This window comes from Nocardioides nematodiphilus, assembly GCF_020216525.1.
GTDB classification, from domain to species: Bacteria; Actinomycetota; Actinomycetes; order Propionibacteriales; family Nocardioidaceae; genus Nocardioides; species Nocardioides nematodiphilus.
This window is the reverse complement of record NZ_JAIWOY010000002.1, coordinates 75620-92604: the sequence shown is the minus strand read 5'-3', so window position 1 is coordinate 92604 and position 16985 is coordinate 75620. Positions and strand designations below refer to the sequence as shown.

General features: G+C 70.1%; 16 protein-coding genes. 6 read left to right on the top strand and 10 right to left on the bottom strand.

Annotated elements, in window-relative coordinates; genetic code table 11:
* The first annotated feature begins 38 nt into the window (after positions 1–38).
* Genes gap through KSO98_RS03545 form a run of 5 tightly spaced genes read left to right on the top strand, consistent with a single transcriptional unit; the run spans position 39 to position 3702 of the window.
* A complete protein-coding gene (gene gap / locus KSO98_RS03565; protein ID WP_225283532.1) occupies positions 39–1037 on the top strand; it encodes a type I glyceraldehyde-3-phosphate dehydrogenase in 999 nt (332 codons plus the stop codon).
* A gap of 3 nt (positions 1038–1040) precedes the next feature.
* On the top strand, positions 1041–2252 hold the full coding sequence (locus KSO98_RS03560; protein ID WP_225283531.1) for a phosphoglycerate kinase: 1212 nt from the start codon (positions 1041–1043) through the stop codon (positions 2250–2252).
* A gap of 24 nt (positions 2253–2276) precedes the next feature.
* Positions 2277–3047 carry a triose-phosphate isomerase gene (gene tpiA, locus KSO98_RS03555; protein ID WP_225284140.1) on the top strand — a complete coding sequence of 257 codons (771 nt, stop codon included), beginning with the start codon at positions 2277–2279 and terminating at the stop codon, positions 3045–3047.
* Positions 3048–3080: 33 nt separating this feature from the next.
* On the top strand, positions 3081–3311 hold the full coding sequence (gene secG / locus KSO98_RS03550; protein ID WP_225284139.1) for a preprotein translocase subunit SecG: 231 nt from the start codon (positions 3081–3083) through the stop codon (positions 3309–3311).
* A 31-nt stretch (positions 3312–3342) separates the two neighbouring features.
* Positions 3343–3702 carry an RNA polymerase-binding protein RbpA gene (locus KSO98_RS03545; RefSeq protein WP_225283530.1) on the top strand — a complete coding sequence of 120 codons (360 nt, stop codon included), beginning with the start codon at positions 3343–3345 and terminating at the stop codon, positions 3700–3702.
* Between the two features lie 69 nt (positions 3703–3771).
* Here KSO98_RS03545 and pgl read toward each other — a convergent pair whose 3' ends face one another.
* The 6 genes from pgl to tkt form a co-directional block, all read right to left on the bottom strand.
* Positions 3772–4506: a 6-phosphogluconolactonase gene (gene pgl, locus KSO98_RS03540; protein WP_225283529.1), complete on the bottom strand. Its 735-nt coding sequence runs from the start codon at positions 4504–4506 to the stop codon at positions 3772–3774.
* Entirely contained in the window at positions 4503–5447 is a 945-nt protein-coding gene (locus KSO98_RS03535) for a glucose-6-phosphate dehydrogenase assembly protein OpcA (protein WP_225283528.1), read from the bottom strand. Before KSO98_RS03535 ends, pgl begins: the two co-directional genes overlap by 4 nt.
* Positions 5444–7015, bottom strand: coding sequence for a glucose-6-phosphate dehydrogenase (gene zwf, locus KSO98_RS03530; RefSeq protein WP_225283527.1), 1572 nt, complete (start codon positions 7013–7015; stop codon positions 5444–5446). Before zwf ends, KSO98_RS03535 begins: the two co-directional genes overlap by 4 nt.
* A 7-nt stretch (positions 7016–7022) precedes the next feature.
* Complete coding sequence (gene pgi, locus KSO98_RS03525) at positions 7023–8693, bottom strand: glucose-6-phosphate isomerase (protein ID WP_225283526.1); 1671 nt, start codon at positions 8691–8693, stop codon at positions 7023–7025.
* Positions 8694–8697: 4 nt separating this feature from the next.
* Entirely contained in the window at positions 8698–9816 is a 1119-nt protein-coding gene (gene tal, locus KSO98_RS03520) for a transaldolase (RefSeq protein ID WP_225283525.1), read from the bottom strand.
* Between the two features lie 107 nt (positions 9817–9923).
* Entirely contained in the window at positions 9924–12041 is a 2118-nt protein-coding gene (tkt, locus tag KSO98_RS03515; protein ID WP_225283524.1) for a transketolase, read from the bottom strand.
* Between the two features lie 116 nt (positions 12042–12157).
* Here tkt and KSO98_RS03510 point away from each other — a divergent pair, with 116 nt between their 5' ends.
* Positions 12158–13108 carry a heme o synthase gene (locus KSO98_RS03510; RefSeq protein ID WP_225283522.1) on the top strand — a complete coding sequence of 317 codons (951 nt, stop codon included), beginning with the start codon at positions 12158–12160 and terminating at the stop codon, positions 13106–13108.
* A 72-nt stretch (positions 13109–13180) separates the two neighbouring features.
* Here KSO98_RS03510 and KSO98_RS03505 read toward each other — a convergent pair whose 3' ends face one another.
* From KSO98_RS03505 to KSO98_RS03490, 4 genes are all read right to left on the bottom strand, one after another.
* Entirely contained in the window at positions 13181–14131 is a 951-nt protein-coding gene (locus KSO98_RS03505) for a DUF559 domain-containing protein (RefSeq protein ID WP_225284137.1), read from the bottom strand.
* 198 nt (positions 14132–14329) lie between these two features.
* Positions 14330–15244, bottom strand: coding sequence for a COX15/CtaA family protein (locus KSO98_RS03500; RefSeq protein WP_225284136.1), 915 nt, complete (start codon positions 15242–15244; stop codon positions 14330–14332).
* Entirely contained in the window at positions 15241–16035 is a 795-nt protein-coding gene (locus KSO98_RS03495; protein ID WP_225283521.1) for an ABC transporter permease, read from the bottom strand. Before KSO98_RS03495 ends, KSO98_RS03500 begins: the two co-directional genes overlap by 4 nt.
* Positions 16016–16840, bottom strand: a complete 825-nt coding sequence (locus KSO98_RS03490) for an ABC transporter ATP-binding protein (protein WP_263642355.1) — start codon at positions 16838–16840, stop codon at positions 16016–16018. Before KSO98_RS03490 ends, KSO98_RS03495 begins: the two co-directional genes overlap by 20 nt.
* Positions 16841–16985: the final 145 nt, after the last annotated feature.

Genomic DNA, 16985 nt, shown 5'->3' with positions numbered 1-16985 from the left:
CAGAGGGTCACCAAAGGCCCCCGACATTTGGAGAGAACATGACTGTTCGCGTAGGCATCAACGGCTTCGGCCGCATCGGGCGCAACTTCTTCCGCGCCGTGCGCGCCTCCGGTCTCGACATCGAGATCGTGGCCGTCAACGACCTGTCCGACAACGCGGTGCTCGCGCACCTGCTCAAGTACGACACGATCCTCGGCGTCCTCGACGCCGACGTGACCGCGACGGACGGCGAGATCAAGGTCGGCGACCAGGTCGTCAAGGTCTTCTCGGAGCGCGACCCCGCGAACCTGAAGTGGTCGGACTACGACGTCGACATCGTCGTCGAGTCGACCGGCTTCTTCACCGACGCCACCAAGGCCCGCGCGCACGTCGACAACGGCGGCGCCAAGAAGGTCATCATCTCCGCGCCGGCCTCCAACGAGGACGCCACGATCGTGATGGGCGTCAACGAGGGCATCTACGACCCGGCCAACCACGTCGTGGTGTCGAACGCGTCGTGCACCACCAACTGCCTCGCCCCGCTGGCGAAGGCGCTGCACGAGGGCATCGGCATCAACAAGGGCCTGATGACCACGGTCCACGCCTACACCGCGGACCAGAACCTCCAGGACAACATCCACAAGGACCTGCGTCGCGCCCGCGCCGCCGCCGTCAACATCGTGCCCACCTCGACCGGCGCCGCCAAGGCCATCGGCCTGGTCCTGCCGGAGCTCAAGGGCAAGCTCGACGGCTACGCCCTGCGCGTCCCGACCCCGACCGGCTCGCTCACCGACCTCTCCTTCGAGGCCTCGCGTGAGACCACCGTCGAGGAGATCAACGAGATCGTCCGCAAGGCGGCCGACGGCAAGTTCCTGGTCTACTCGACCGCCCCGATCGTGTCCTCGGACATCGTCACGAACCCGGCCTCGTCGATCTTCGACGCGCCGCTGACCAAGGTCATCGGCAACCAGGTCAAGGTCGCGTCCTGGTACGACAACGAGTGGGGCTACTCCAACCGCCTCGCCGACCTGATCGACTACATGGGCAAGACCCTCTGATCGATGGGTGACTTCGCCGGTCTGGGCGAGGTGCGCGGCAAGCGCGTCCTCGTCCGCTCTGATCTGAACGTGCCGTTGAAGGGCGAGGGAGCATCGGCGGCCATCACCGATGATGGCCGCATCCGCGCCTCCGTCCCTACCATCCAGGCACTCGCCGGCGCCGGTGCTCGCGTCGTCGTGACGGCCCACCTGGGCCGTCCCGACGGCGCCCCCGACGCCAAGTACAGCCTCGCGCCGGTCGCCGCTCGCCTCGGCGAGCTGCTCGGCGCGCCGGTCGCGTTCGCCTCCGACACCGTCGGCGCCTCCGCCCAGGAGACTGTCGCCGGTCTGGCCGACGGCCAGGTCGCGCTGCTGGAGAACGTCCGCTTCAACGCCGGTGAGACCAGCAAGAACGACGCCGTACGCGGCGCGTTCGCCGCTGAGCTCGCCTCGCTGGCCGATGCGTTCGTCTCCGACGGCTTCGGTGTCGTGCACCGCAAGCAGGCCAGCGTCTACGACGTGGCCCAGCTGCTGCCGCACGCCATGGGCGGTCTCGTCCAGACCGAGATCGACGTCCTGCGTCGTCTCACCGATACCCCGGAGCGCCCGTACGCGGTCGTCCTGGGTGGCTCGAAGGTCTCCGACAAGCTCGGCGTGATCGACAACCTGCTCGGCAAGGCCGACACCCTGCTCATCGGTGGCGGCATGGTCTTCACCTTCCTCAAGGCCCAGGGCCACGAGGTCGGCACGTCGCTGCTCGAGGAGGACCAGATCCCGACCGTGCTGGAGTACCTCGAGCGCGCGAATGCCAACGGCGTCGAGATCGTGCTGCCGACCGACATCGTCGTTGCCGACTCGTTCGGCGACGAGGCGTCGGCCCGCGTGGTCGCCGCCGACCAGATCCCGGCCGACTCGCTCGGCCTGGACATCGGTCCCGAGTCGGGCCAGGCCTTCGCGGCGGTCGTCTCCAAGGCCCGTACGGTCTTCTGGAACGGCCCGATGGGCGTCTTCGAGCAGGCCGCCTTCGCCGAGGGCACCCGCGCGGTCGCGAAGGCGCTGACTGTCGTCACGCAGGCCGGCGGCCTGTCGGTCGTGGGCGGCGGCGACTCCGCCGCGGCGGTCCGCGCGCTCGGCTTCGAGGATGACCAGTTCGGTCACATCTCGACCGGCGGCGGCGCGTCGCTGGAGTACCTGGAGGGCAAGGAGCTCCCCGGGATCACGGTTCTGGAAGGCTAGAAGTTGGCTAAGCGCACCCCGCTCATGGCGGGCAACTGGAAGATGAACCTCAACCACCAGGAAGCGGTGGTTCTGGTCCAGAAGCTCGCCTGGACGCTGTCGGACAAGCGCCACGACTACGGCAAGGCCGAGGTCGTGGTGGTTCCGCCCTTCACCGACATCCGGTCGGTGCAGACCCTGGTCGACGGCGACAAGCTGTCGATCCGGTACGGCGCCCAGGACGTCTCCGTCCATGAGTCGGGTGCGTACACCGGCGAGATCTCGGCCGCGATGCTGGCCAAGCTCGGCTGCTCGTACGTCGTCGTCGGCCATTCCGAGCGGCGCCAGTACCACGGCGAGACCGACGCCCTGGTCGCGCAGAAGGCCGCCGCGGCGCTGGCCGCCGGCATCACGCCGATCGTCTGCGTCGGCGAGGGCCTCGCGGTCCGCCAGGAGGGCGCGCACGTGCCCTTCTGCACCGAGCAGGTCGCGGGATCGCTCACCGGTCTCACCGCCGAGCAGGTCGCCGGCCTCGTGCTGGCGTACGAGCCCGTCTGGGCGATCGGCACCGGCGAGGTGGCCACGCCCGAGGACGCGCAGGAGGTCTGCGCGTCCCTGCGGGAGACCGTGGCGAAGCTCCACGGGGCCGAGGCGGCCGCGTCCGTCCGGGTCCTCTACGGCGGCTCGGTGAAGGCGAACAACATCGTCGGCATCATGGCCAAGCCCGATGTGGACGGGGCCCTGGTGGGCGGCGCGAGTCTCGTCATCGACGAGTTTTCGGGTATCTGCCGTTTCTATGACCTCCCGGCGCTGTGATCGCCCGGGCGTGACGTAGGATTCCCGATCGTGCTGGAACTTCTCTTCACCATCATCCTGGTGATCACGAGCGCCCTGATGATCCTGCTGGTGCTGCTGCACAAGGGTCGAGGCGGTGGTCTCTCGGACATGTTCGGTGGCGGCGTCTCGAGCTCGCTCGGCGGCTCGTCGGTCGCAGAGCGCAACCTTGACCGGCTGACCGTCGGCATCGGCGTCATCTGGTTCGCGTGCGTGATCGCACTCGGGCTGCTGCTCGCCTACTGAGCGGCGTACTTACCAAAGAAGGACGAGATACATGGCTGGTGGAGCGAACGCGATCCGGGGTAGCCGGGTCGGCGCTGGCCCGATGGGCGAGGCGGAGCGCGGCGACGCGGCTCCGCGACGGGCGGTCACATACTTCTGCGCGCGTGAGCACCGCACGGTGATCACGTTTGCGGTGGAGGCGACTCCGCCGGAGGCCTGGGACTGCCCCAAGTGCGGTCTCCCGGGCGGCCTCGATGCGGAGAACGCCCCGGCGGCTCCGAAGATCGAGCCGTACAAGACGCACCTGGCGTACGTGAAGGAGCGGCGCTCCGACAAGGAGGCCGAGGACATCCTCGACGACGCCATCAACCTGTTGCGCTCGCGCCGCAAGTCGGGCGAGATCATCTTCTGATCTCAGACACACAGCGAAGAGCCCCACTCCGCCTCGGCGGAGTGGGGCTCTTCCACGTTGCGGGGTCGCCTACAGCTTGGAGGCGGCGGCCCGGTCGAGGAACCAGATGGTCTCGGCGTGGCCGTACGCGCCGACGGCCGGGATCTCGTGCAGGTCCGCGCCCCCGAGCGCGCCGGCGACCGCGTCGGCCTTGCCGTCGCCGCTGACCAGGAACCACACGGCCGAGGAGTCGCGGATGGCCTGGTAGGTGAGGCTGATCCGCTCCGGCGGCGGCTTCGGGGAGCCGGTGACGCCGACGGCCAGGGCGTTGGTGGTGTCGAGCTGGGGGAAGCCCGGGAAGAGCGAGGCGATGTGGCCGTCGGGGCCGACGCCGAGCATCACCACGTCGAAGTGGCCGCCCATGGCGAGCAGCTCCTGGGCGTACGCGTCCGCGCCGACCTCGACGTCCGCGACCTCGGCGGTCGACGGCATCTGGTGGATGCGGTGGGCGGGGACGCCGACCTCGTCGAGGAAGGCGGCCTTGGCCTGACCGGCGTTGCGGTCGGGGGAGTCGGGGGCCACGAAGCGCTCGTCGCCGAACCAGATCTCCACGGCGCCCCAGTCGACGCCGGAGTCGTCGGCGAGCCGGGCGACCTCGCGGTGGATCGCCTCGGCGATGGTGCCGCCGGTCAGGCAGATGTTGGGGATCGCGCCGGAGGCCTGGGCGTCGGCGATCCGGTCGAGCAGCTCACCGGCGACTGCGGTCGCCAGGGTGGCGGCGTCCTCGTGAACCTCGACGCGGGCCTCGGCGTTGGGGGTGGTCACTTCTTGGTGGCCTTTCTGGTCGTGCCGCCGCGGCTGGCGATGCGGCGGGTGAGGAATCGGGCGGTCTGGGCGTAGATGTCGTCCTCGTCGAGGCGGCGCAGCTCCTCGGCGAGCAGCTCCGGCACGTCTCGGCGCGCGAGGGCGATCGGGCGATCGGGGTTGCCCGGGGTGCTGAGGACCGCGTGCCGGCCGTCGTCGCGGGTGATCCGGATCGGTCCCTTCGCGGTCTCCAGTACCACCTCGGTGATGCCGGGGCCGTCGGAGGAGCGGCGCTTGATGTCGACCTTGAGCCTGCTGGCGAGCCAGGCGACCATCAGGTCGGCGCCCGGGCTGAGTCGCTCGGCGCTGACCGCGCCCGCGGTGACCTTGAACGGCTGCTGGTCCAGGGCTGCGGCGAGCAGCGCCCGCCACGGCGTGAGGCGGGTCCAGGCCAGATCGGTGTTCCCCGGGGCGTAGGAGGCGCACTGGACGTGCAGCGCCTTGGCACGGCTCGTCTCGACGGCGTGGGCGTCGGTGATGCGTCGGGTCGCGAGTCGACCCAGCGGGTCGGTGGACGGATCGACCGGTGCGGCGCCCGGCCACCAGGCGACGACGGGGGAGTCGGGCAGCAGCAGCGGCAGCACGACCGACTCGGGATGGCGTACGACCTCGCCGGAGAGCCGGATGAGGGCCATCTCGCCGCTCCAGCCGGTCCCCACGGTGACCTCGGCGTCCACGGCGGCGGCGCCCCGGGCCGAGCCGGACACGACCGCGAGGACGCGAGCGGGATGCTCATGGGAGGCGGCGCGGGCGGCCACGAGGGCGTCGGCGGAGCAGTCCTCGTCGACGACGATGATGAGGGTCATCACCATGCCCATCGCCGGGCTGCCGGCGTGGGTGCGGGCCCGGACGAACTCGGCCGCGATCGCGGCGCTGGTGGTGTCGGTCAGCGTGCGGGTCATGGCCGCCTCCAGACCCGGCCGTCACGGGCGAGCATCGCGTCGGCCGAGGCCGGGCCCCAGCTGCCGGAGTCGTAGGCCTCGGGGCGCTTCCCCTTCTGATCCTGGGCGGCCCAGAAGTCGAGGATCGGATCGAGGATCCTCCAGGACAGCTCGACCTCCTCGTGGCGCGGGAAGAGCGGCGGGTCGCCGAGCAGGACGTCGAGGATGAGCCGCTCGTACGCCTCGGGGGAGGCCTCGGTGAACGTGCTGCCGTAGGCGAAGTCCATCGTCACGTCGCGGATCTCCATCGTCGTGCCCGGCACCTTGGAGCCGAAGCGGACTGTCATGCCCTCATCGGGCTGGACCCGGATGACCAGGACGTTCTGGGTGAGCTCCTCGGTGGCGTCCGGGTTGAAGAAGTGGTGCGGCGGGCGTTTGAAGACGATCGCGACCTCGGTGACGCGGCGGCCGAGTCGCTTGCCCGTGCGGAGGTAGAACGGGACGCCCGCCCACCGCCGGTTGTCGACATCGAGGGTGATCGCGGCGAAGGTCTCGGTCGCCGACTTCGGCGCGATGCCGTCCTCCTGCAGGAAGCCGGTCACCTTCTCGCCCCCTGCCCAGCCGGCGGCGTACTGTCCGCGGGCGGTGGTGGCGGCCAGGTCGTCCGGGAGCCGGATGGAGGAGAGCAGCTTCTGCTTCTCGATCCGCAGGGCGGCGGCCTCGAAGGAGGTGGGCTCCTCCATCGCGACCAGCGACATCAGCTGGAGCAGATGGTTCTGGATGACGTCACGCGCCGCGCCGATGCCGTCGTAGTAGCCGGCGCGCCCGCCGATGCCGACGTCCTCGGCCATCGTGATCTGGACGTGGTCGACGTAGTTGGCGTTCCAGATGGGCTCGAACATCGTGTTGGCGAAGCGCAGGGCCAGGATGTTCTGCACCGTCTCCTTGCCGAGGTAGTGGTCGATCCGGAAGATCGAGCCGTCGGAAAAGACCTCGTCGAGGGTGGTGTTGAGCTTGCGGGCCGAGGCCAGGTCGTGACCGAACGGCTTCTCCACGACCACCCGGCGCCACGCGCCGGCCCCGGACTCGGTCAGCCCGTGCTCGCGGAGCTGCCCGACGACGTCGCCGAAGGCACCGGGCGGGATCGCGAGGTAGAAGGCGTGGTTGCCGCCGGTGCCGCGGGTCTCGTCGAGCTCCTCGATGGTGGCACGGAGCCGCTCGAAGGCGGCGTCGTCGGAGAAGTCGCCGGAGACGAAGCGGAAGCCCTCGGCGAGCTGGTCCCACACCTCCTCGCGGAAGGGCGTACGGGCGTGCTCCTCGACGGAGTCGTGCACCACCTGCGCGAAGTCCTGGTCGGCCCAGTCCCGACGGGCGAAGCCGGTCAGCGAGAAGCCGGGCGGGAGCAGGCCGCGGTTGGCCAGGTCGTAGATCGCCGGCATGACCTTTTTGCGCGAGAGGTCGCCGGTGACGCCGAAGAGGACGAGACCGCAGGGCGGGGCGATACGCGGGAGCCGGCGGTCCAGAGGATCGCGCAACGGGTTTCGCTGGGGGTTGCGCCCGGTGTCGGACCGCGCGGCTCCTGAGCTCACCGCGGTGTCACTTCCGGTGCGCCCGGTAGTACTCGATCAACGCTCGGGTGGACGGATCCTGCCCGGCGATGGCCTCGGCGTCGCCGCCGACGGCAGGACTCACCTGGAGCGCGAGCTGCTTGCCGAGCTCGACACCCCACTGGTCGAAGCTGTCGATGCCCCAGACGACGCCCTGGACGAAGGTGATGTGCTCGTACAGCGCGATCAGCTGGCCGAGCACGCTCGGGGTCAGCGCGGGCGCCATGATCGAGGTCGTCGGGCGGTTGCCGGTGAAGGTGCGCGCGGCGACGATCGCGTCGCTCTGGTCCGGAGCCTCGGCGCGGACCTCGTCGGCCGTCTTGCCGAACGCGAGCGCCTTGGTCTGGGCGAAGAAGTTGGCGAGGAAGAGCTCGTGCACGTCGACATCGGCGCCGGCGGCGTCGTCCTTCAGCGCATAGGCCGGGTTGGCGAACGCGATGAAGTCGGCCGGGATCAGCCGGGTGCCCTGGTGGATCAGCTGGTAGAAGGCGTGCTGGCCGTTGGTGCCGGGCTCGCCCCAGAAGATCTCGCCGGTGCCCGTGGTGACCGGCGTGCCGTCCCACCGCACGCCCTTGCCGTTGGACTCCATGGTCAGCTGCTGCAGGTAGGCCGGGAAGCGGTGCAGGAGCTGGGAGTACGGCAGCACGGCGTGGGTGTGGGCGTCGAGGAAGTTGACGTACCAGACGTTGAGCAGGCCCATCAGGAGCGGCACGTTCTCGGCCGGGGGAGCCGTCCGGAAGTGCTCGTCCATCGCGTGGAAGCCGGCCAGGAAGTCGGCGAAGCCCTCGGGGCCGATCGCGATCGCGAGCGCGGTGCCGATCGCGGAGTCGACCGAGTATCGACCGCCGACCCAGTCCCAGAACCCGAAGGCGTTGGACGGGTCGATGCCGAAGGCCGCCACCTTCTCCAGGTTGGTGGACACGGCTACGAAGTGCTTGGCGACCGCGTCCTTCTGGTCGACGGCGTCGCCGAGCTGCTCGAGGAGCCAGGCCCGGCACAGTCGTGCGTTGGTCAGCGTCTCGAGGGTGCCGAAGGTCTTGCTGGCGACGATGAAGAGAGTGGTCTCCGGGTCGAGGCCCTGCAGCGTGAGCGCCGCGTCGGTGGGGTCGATGTTGGAGATGAAGCGGCACTCGATCTCGGGGTGACGGAAGGGCGCGAGCGCCTCGTACGCCATCACCGGGCCGAGGTCGGAGCCGCCGATGCCGATGTTGACGACCGTACGGATGCGCTTGCCCGTGGTGCCGGTCCATGCGCCCGAGCGGACCCGCTCGGCGAAGTCGTAGATGCGACCGAGGACCTCGTGGACGTCGGCCACCGCGTCCTGGCCGTCGACGCTCAGCCGAGCGCCGGCGGGAAGCCGGAGCGCGGTGTGGAGCACGGCGCGGTCCTCGGTGACGTTGATGTGCTCACCGGAGAGCATCGCGTCGCGGCGGCGCGCCACGCCGACGGCCTCGGCCAGGTCCAGCAGGGCCGCCAGGACCCCCTCGTCGACCAATCCCTTGGACAGGTCGACGCGGAGGTCGGCGGCGGTATGCGTGAAGCGGTCCACCCGCCCCGGGTCCTGGGCGAACCAGGCGCGCAGGTCGGGGGTGAAGCCCTCAGCGAGGGCGGTGAGCTGCTTCCAGGACTGGGTGGCCGTGGCGTCGACGGGCGCGCTCACGAGATCAGGCCCCGGCCTTCGCCATCTGGCCCTTGACGGTCTCCAGGAGATCGGTCCAGGAGGCCTTGAACTTGTCGACGCCCTCGGTCTCGAGGACGACGAAGACGTCGTCGAGGTCGATGCCGACGGCGCTCAGCTGCTCGAAGACCGCCTTGGCCTCGGCAGCCTTGCCGGTGACGGCGTCGCCGTTGTTCTCGGCGACGAGCTCACCGTGGTCGGCGAAGGCCTGCATGGTCTTCTCCGGCATGGTGTTGACGGTGTCGGCGACGACCAGGTCCGTGATGTACATGGTGTCGGAGTACGCCGGGTTCTTCACGCCGGTGGAGGCCCACAGCGGACGCTGCGCGTTGGCGCCGGCAGCGGCCAGAGCGGCCCAGCGCTCACCGGCGTGCACCTCCTGGAAGGCGGCGTACGCGAGGCGGGCGTTCGCGACGGCGGCCTTGCCGCGCAGGGCGAGGGCCTCGTCGGTGCCGATCTTCTCGAGGCGCGCGTCGATCTCGGAGTCGACGCGGCTGACGAAGAAGGAGGCGACCGAGCGGATCGTCGACAGGTCGTGGCCGTTGGCCTTGGCCTGCTCGAGACCGGCGAGGTACGCGTCCATGACGGCGCGGTAGCGCTCCTCGGAGAAGATCAGGGTCACGTTGACGCTGATGCCCTCGGCGGTGACGGCGGTGATGGCCGGGAGGCCCTCGAGGCTCGCCGGGATCTTGATCAGGGCGTTGCCGCGGTCGACGGCGGCCCACAGCGCCTTGGCGCTGTCGATCGTCCCCTGGGTCTCGTTGGCCAGCGTCGGCTCGACCTCGATGGAGACCCGGCCGTCGTCCTTGGTCGCCGCGGCGACGGGGGCGAGGATGTCGCACGCGTTGCGGACGTCCTCGGTGGTGAGCTCGAAGATCACCTTGTCGACGTCGGCGCCGCTGGCGACGAGCTCGCGCAGCTGGGCGTCGTAGCGCTCACCCTTGCTGAGCGCGCCCTGGAAGATGGTGGGGTTGGTGGTGACGCCCACGACCGAGGAGTCCTTGACCAGATCGGCCAGGTTTCCGGTCTCGATGCGCTCGCGCGACAGGTCGTCGAGCCAGATGGAGACGCCGGCGTCGGCCAGCGCCTTGAGACGGTCACTCATTCAGGAACTCCTCGTTCGGTAATTTGATCGATCCAATTCCAAGTCTAACGCGGTGCTGGAGGTTCGACCGGTGGCGGGTCACCAGTACCCGCCACCGGCCGGAACGATCAGCGTCGGGTCGCCTGCATGCTGTCCTTGGCGGCCTGGACGACGGCCTCGGCGGTGATGCCGAACTCCTGGAAGATCCGGGCGCCGTCGGCGCTGGCACCCCAGTGCTCGATGGAGATCGAGCGGCCGGCGTCGCCGACGTACTCGCGCCAACCCTGCTTGATGCCGGCCTCGACGCTGACGCGGGCCTTGACGCCTGGGAGCAGCACCTGGTCCCGGTAGGCCTGCGTCTGCTGCTCGAACCACTCGACGGACGGCATCGAGACGACGCGGGCGTTGATGCCCTCGGCCTTGAGCTGCTCGCGGGCGGCGACCGCCAGCTGCACCTCGGAGCCGGTGCCGATCAGGATGACGTCGGGCTGGCCGCCCTCGGCGTCGATGAGGACGTAGCCACCCTTGCCCACGTTCTCGGTCGTCGAGAAGCCGTCCTCGCCGCGGGGGACCGTGGGGAGGTTCTGGCGGCTCAGGATGAGCGCGGTCGGGCGGTCGGTGTGCTTGAGCGCCTGGAGCCACGCGGCGGCGGTCTCGTTGGCGTCGGCCGGGCGGACCACGTCGAGACCCGGGATGGCGCGCAGCGCCCACAGGTGCTCGATCGGCTGGTGCGTCGGGCCGTCCTCGCCGAGGCCGACCGAGTCGTGCGTCCACACGTGGATGACCGGCGCGCCCATGAGCGCACCGACGCGGACCGCGCCACGCATGTAGTCGGAGAACTGGAGGAAGGTGCCGCCGAAGACGCGGGTGCCGCCGTGGACGGCGATGCCGTTCATGATCGCGCCCATCGCATGCTCGCGGATGCCGAAGTGCAGCACGCGGCCCTGGTACGGGTCGCCGGTCCAGTCGTGGGTCGAGCGGCTCGCCGGGATCGCCGAGGAGGCGTTGGCGATGGTGGTGTTGTTCGAGCCGGCGAGGTCGGCCGAGCCGCCCCACAGCTCGGGCATCACGTCGGCGATCGCGTTGATCACCTTGCCGGAGGCGGCGCGGGTGGCGACACCCTTGGCGTCGGCCGGGAAGGTGGGCAGGGCGGCCTCGAGGCCCTCGGGCAGGGACCGCGACTTCATCCGCTCGAGGATGGCGACCTGCTCCGGGTTGGCGGCGGCCCAGGTGGCGTACCGCTCGTTCCAGGCGGCCTCGAGCTCCTTGCCGCGCGCGATCAGGCCGCGGGTGTGCTCGAAGACGTCGGCCGGGACCTCGAAGTGCTGCTCGGGGTCGAAGCCCATCAGCTTCTTGGTGGCGACGATCTCGTCGGCGCCGAGCGCCGAGCCGTGCGAGGCCTCGGTGTTCTGCGCGTTCGGGGCCGGCCAGGCGATGATCGTCTTGAGGACGATGATGCTGGGCTGGTCGGTGACGGCGGCGGCCGCCTGGATGGCTGCATAGAGCGCCGGGACGTCCTCGTGGTAGTTCGCGCCGTCGGTGTGGTCGCCGTTGTGGGTCCAGTCGACGGTCTGGACGTGCCAGCCGTACGCCTCGTACCGCTTCGCGACGTCCTCGTTGAACGCGACGTTCGTGTCACCCTCGATCGAGATCCGGTTGGCGTCGTAGATGACGGTGAGGTTGCCGAGCTGCTGGGTGCCGGCGATCGAGGAGGCCTCGCCGCTCACGCCCTCCTGCAGGTCGCCGTCGGAGGCGAGGACGTAGATGTTGTGGTCGAAGAGCGACTCGCCCTCGGCCGCGTTCGGGTCGAGCAGGCCGCGCTCGCGGCGAGCGGCGATCGCCATGCCGACCGCGTTCGCGACGCCCTGGCCGAGCGGGCCGGTGGTGACCTCGACGCCGGCGGTGTGGCCGTACTCCGGGTGGCCCGGGGTCTTGCTGCCCCACGTGCGGAGCGACTCGATGTCCTCGATCTCGAGGCCGAAGCCGCCGAGGAAGAGCTGGTTGTACAGCGTGATGGACGAGTGGCCGCAGGAGAGCACGAAGCGGTCACGTCCCAGCCAGCTCGGGTCGGAGGGGGAGTGCTTCATCACCTTCTGGAAGAGAAGGTAGGCGGCCGGCGCGAGGCTCATGGCGGTACCGGGGTGTCCGTTACCGACCTTCTGAACTGCGTCCATCGCCAAGACCCGAGCGGTGTCAACGGCCTTCTTGTCAAGGTCGGTCCACTCAAGGGCAGGAGTTGTAGTCACGGGGGTCCTCTCTGAGACGTACGTCAACTCCGAGCCTACCGATGCTCGGGGTTAGACTCACACCCGCTGTCTGGCGATGATGGCGAAGTCGTATTTACCAGTGAGTAGGGATGTCCGTGACGTACGTCGGTGAGAGCGCCCCGGGTGTGGACATCCAGGAGGCCGACTCGAGCCGCGCGACGTTCAAGGACGTGGTGGCCGCCTACGTCGGCCTGACCAAGCCCCGCGTCATCGAGCTGCTGCTCCTGACGACCGTGCCGGTGATGTTCTTCGCCGCCCGCGGCGTGCCGGGGCTCGGCCTCGTGGTCGCGACCGTCATCGGCGGCACGCTATCGGCCGGCTCCGCGTCGGTCTTCAACTGTGTGTACGACCGTGACATCGACGAGCAGATGCGTCGCACACGACGCCGCGCGCTGCCGCGCCACATCGTCTCCCCGGTCTCCGCGCTGGTCTTCGGCGTCGTCCTGGCGGCGCTCTCGACGGTCATCCTGCTGGCCTGGGTGAACCCGCTGTCGGCGGCGCTGTCGCTGGGCGCCAACGCGTTCTACGTGTTCGTCTACACGATGCTGCTCAAGCGGCGGACGACTCAGAACATCGTCTGGGGCGGCATCGCGGGCTGCTTCCCGGCCATGATCGGCTGGACCGCGGTCACCAACGAGCTCTCGTGGGCGCCGTTCATCCTGTTCCTGGTCGTCTTCTTCTGGACGCCGCCGCACACCTGGGCGCTGGCGCTGCGCTACCGCGAGGACTACGCGAACGTCGACGTCCCGATGCTGCCGGTCGTGAAGCCCGCCCGCGAGGTCGGACGCCAGATCGTCCTCTACTCGTGGGTGATGGTGGCCGTCTCGCTGCTGCTGTGGCCGGTGGCCTCCACGGGCTGGTTCTACCCCGCGGCCGCCGCCGTGCTCGGTGCCGTCTTCCTCGTCCAGGCCCACCGCATGCACACCCGGGCCCGCGGCACCGAGGACCTCGCGATCATCCAGCCGATGCATCTCTTCCACAGCAGCAACCTGTACCTCTCGCTGCTCTTCGTGGCCGTCGCCATCGACCCCCTCGTCACCCGCTGACCCCGACTCGGCCCTCGCGCACCGCCGACTCGGCCCTCGCGCACCGCCGACTCGGCCCTCGCGCGTCGTCGGTCACCAACGGCGAGTCGTGTACGGCTTCGCGAGCTCGTCACGCAGCTGGCGGATCCACCGGTCGAGATGGTCCCCGGTGAAGTCGCCGAGGCGGATGACGATGATCGTCCAACCGTGTTCCCGTAGCCAGGCTCGTCGCTCCGCGTCGTACCGCCGCTGATCGGCCGTCTTCTCATGGAAGTCGAAGCCGTCGTACTCGACGCAGATCCGCCTCCGGACGTAGGCGAAGTCGAGGCGGTACGTGGCGACACCGTCGATCTCGATCCAGAACTGTGGCTCCGGCATCGGAAGACCCGCGTCGTGGATCTGTAGCCACGTCCATGACTCGCGGGGCGATTCGATGCGCGGCTCGACGAGCTCGGTGAGCTCGCGAAGCTGGATGACGCCGCGATGGCCCTTGAATCGCGGTACCTGCGCGCGAAGGTCTTCCTTGCGGAGCCCGTGTAGGCGCGCGAGCGCGTTCATCGCGGCCATCGCCTCTCGGCGCTTCAGGTTGCGGCCCAGATCCAGTGCGGTCCGCAGTGGTGTGGTGACGCGCAGCCCGTTGATCTCCATGATGTCGCGACCGGCGAGATCACGGGTCCTGCCGTCGACGTCTGCACGTTTCGTGGTGCGTCTGTCGAGCGGCGCCGCCGTTTCGATCGGCGGCGTCCTGTCGTCAACCTCCGCGAAGCCGAAGGTGCTCACACCGTGGATGGCGGCCGCGGTGCGGTCGATCGCCACGTGGTCCTCGGCGACGACGAGAGCAACCGCCGCGGCACGTAGCTCGACGCTATCGACGAGGTAGGCCCGCACGTACGCATCGCGCACGACGGCACGGAGTGCGCCCTCGCGGAGCAGGCGCTCGAAGTCAGCCCGCGTGTAGCCGAGGTCGCGCAGGTCGGCACGCCGTACCGGCCGGTCAGGGACTGCGATGGGTGCAGGGGAGATGCTCATGCCGCTCAGCGTCATCCGCACCGCGGAGCGCGTACAGGCGCCGATCCGAACCTGTGGATAGGCGGGTTTCCAACGCGCGATGTGGACGGAAACCGGCGTAACCACGGATCCGCGCCAGGGCCAGGTCAGCGGTGCACGAGGGCCAGGTCAGCGGTGCGCGAGGGCCGGGTCAGCGGTGCGCGAGGGCCGGGTCAGCGGTGCGCGAGGGCCAGGTCAGCGGTGCGGGAGGGCCGAGTCGGGGTGGGGGTGGGTGGACAGCACGACGCGGGCGAGACCGGCGGCGGTCAGGGCTGCGCCCAGCATGTGGAGGCCGACGACCCAGGCGGGCAGGCCGGTCTCGTACTGGATCCAGCCGACGACGCCCTGGGCGAGCTGGACACCGAGCAGGACGGCGACGACCAGGCGCTGATAGGGCTGACGACGCACCACGACCAGCAGCCAGACGGTGAGCGCCACGAGCACGTAGACCGCGAAGGCGTGGATGTGCGACATGGTCGCCGGGTCGAGGCCGGTGCGCTTGGACTCGAGGTCACCCGAGTGCGGGCCGGAGCCGGTGACGACCGTGCCGAGCCAGAGCACGACCCAGCCGGCCGCGAAGGTGGCCCAGGCCAAGCCCCGTACGCCACCGGGCGAGCCGCCCCGGACCGGGGACCAGAGGATGTCGAGCATCCACACGCACAGGCAGATCATCGCCATCGAGGCGAGCAGGTGGAACGACACCACCCACGGGTTGAGGTCGGTGAGCACGCTGATGCCGCCGATGACGGCCTGGAGCGGGATGCCGAGAGCGATCCCGACGGCGAGGCGGCGTACGCGCCCGACGTGCTTCCACGCCGCCACCACGACCGCGATCGCGATCGCCGTCAGCACGTAGGTCAGCATCCGGTTGCTGAACTCGATGACCCCGTGGATGCCGGTCGCGCCGTGGCGGACGTACGAGCCCTCGGTGCACTTCGGCCACGTGGGGCAGCCCAGGCCCGACGACGTCAGCCGTACAACACCGCCGGTCACCACGAGCAGGATGTTCGCGCACAGGTTCGCGATCGCCAGCGGCACGAGACGCGCCCGCAGCCAGCCGGTGATCCGGCCCGGGGTCCTCGTGTCGGGCGAGACGGGGGCGGCGGTCATTCCCACTTGAAGGTCCTTGCGGTCAGGGAGGTCCCGAGGACCGCCCATACGGTGAGCACGCCCAGATCGCGCCACGCGACCGAGCCGTCGAGGAAGGCGGAGCGCATGGCCTCGCCGAGGGCGCCCGAGGGCAGCCAGCGCGCGACGTGCCCGAACGAGCCGTACGCGCTGATCGGCAGCACCACGGCGCCGCCGGCCATCAGGAGCAGGTAGATCAGGTTGGCCGCCGCCAGCGTCGCCTCGGCGCGCAGCGTGCCCGCGACGAGCAGCCCGAGGGCGGCGAAGGCCGCTGTGCCGAGGGCCACCGCGAGCACCGCGCCCAGCACCCCGGCCTTCGGGGTCCAGCCGAGCAGCTGCCCGACCCCGCCGATCAGGATGATCTGCACCAGTTGCACGCACAGCAGCGCGAGGATCTTGCCGAGCAGCAGCCCCGACTTCGGCAGCGGCGAGGCGCCGAGGCGCTTGATCACGCCGTAGCGCCGCTCGAAGCCGGTCGCGATGGCCAGTGACGTGAACGACGTCGACATCACCGCGAGCGCGATCACGCCGGGGGTGAAGATGTCGACCAGCGGGCGCGGGTCGCTCAGCTTCAGCGACAGGTGCTCGCCGGCCGTCACACCGCCGACCAGGATCAGCACCGGCACCACCACGGCGAGCAGCAGCTGCTCCCCGTTGCGCAGCATCAGGCGGGCCTCCATGGACGCCTGGGCCAGCACCTGGCGGGCGAACGGCGCGCCGCCCGGGTGCGGAGCCAGATCGAGTCGTACGGCGTCACGCGTCGTGTCGGTCATGCTCGATGTCCCTTCCGGTCAGCTCGAGGAAGACATCCTCCAGGGTCCGCGAGCCGAAGCTCATCGAGCGCACTCCGATGTCGTACTGCTCGCTCCACGACGAGACCGATGCGCGCAGCGCCGCCTCGGCGCCGGCGGGCAGCTCCTTGTCGACGACCAGCCGGATGGTCGCGGACGTGCCGCGGGTCAGCTCCTCGGGCGAGCCCGAGGCGATCAGCCGGCCGTGGTCGATGATGTGCACCTGGTCGGCAAGCTGCTCGGCCTCCTCCAGGTAGTGCGTGGTCAGCACGACCGTCACCCCCGAGGAGCGCAGCTCGCGCAGCAGCTCCCACGTGGTGCGGCGCGCGGCCGGGTCCATCCCGGCGGTCGGCTCGTCGACGAAGACGATCTCGGGGCGCCCCACGATCGCCATGGCGAGCCCCAGGCGCTGCTGCTGGCCGCCGGAGAGGCGGCGGTACGGCGTACGGCCGCACTCGCCCAGCCCGACCCGCTCGGCGAGCTCGTCGACGTCGAGGGGGTTGGCGTGCAGGCGCGCGATGTGGCGCAGCATCTCCATCGCCCGCACACCGCTCCATGCGCCCTGGCCCTGCAGCATCACGCCGACGCGGGGGAGCAGCTCGCGACGCTGGGCGACCGGGTCGAGCCCGAGCACGCGTACGCGCCCCGACTGGGGCCGGCGATATCCTTCGCACGTCTCGAGGGTGGTCGTCTTCCCGGCCCCATTGGGGCCGAGCACGGCCGTGATCGAGCCGGTCTCGACGGTCAGCGAGAGACCGTCGACGGCGGTCTTGGTGCCGTAGGTCATACGCAGATCGGTGACCTCGACAGCGGGGGTTGGCACGCGCGCCAGTGTAGGTATCGCGCCCCTGCGGACCCGATTCGGGGCGGGGCCGAGGCCAGGTAAGGGTGACCTTCGTTGAAACCACCCGACCAATATCGTCACAATAGTG